Origin of the sequence: Ochrobactrum sp. SFR4, from assembly GCF_019730395.1 — a bacterium.
Lineage (GTDB): Bacteria > Pseudomonadota > Alphaproteobacteria > Rhizobiales > Rhizobiaceae > Pseudochrobactrum.
In genome coordinates, this window is record NZ_JAAPBB010000908.1 from 1 (window position 1) to 263 (window position 263).

The 263-nt window shown below is 55.5% G+C and carries 1 protein-coding gene; it reads right to left on the bottom strand.

Annotated features, from left to right (window positions below):
* Positions 1-263: ATP-binding cassette domain-containing protein (locus tag HBA93_RS21730; RefSeq protein WP_221724632.1), on the bottom strand; the 263-nt coding region annotated here is incomplete at both ends.

Below are 263 nucleotides of genomic sequence, written 5' to 3' on the forward strand. Positions count from 1 at the left end.
TTGCGCTCAATCGACTGGGTGAGGAACAGACCCTCCGTGAGGCGGTCTTCAGGCACATAGGCAATGCCGAGATCAATGGCCTCGCGTACTGATTTCGGGTGAATGGTTTTGCCGTCCAGTTGCATTTTTCCGGTACATTGCGGCAGCATGCCAAACAGCGACAAGGCAAGCTCTGTACGACCGGAACCGATCAGGCCGGAAATACCGACAATTTCACCGGCATGGAGCGACAGGTTTACTCCGTCGAGCAGCACATTGCCGGT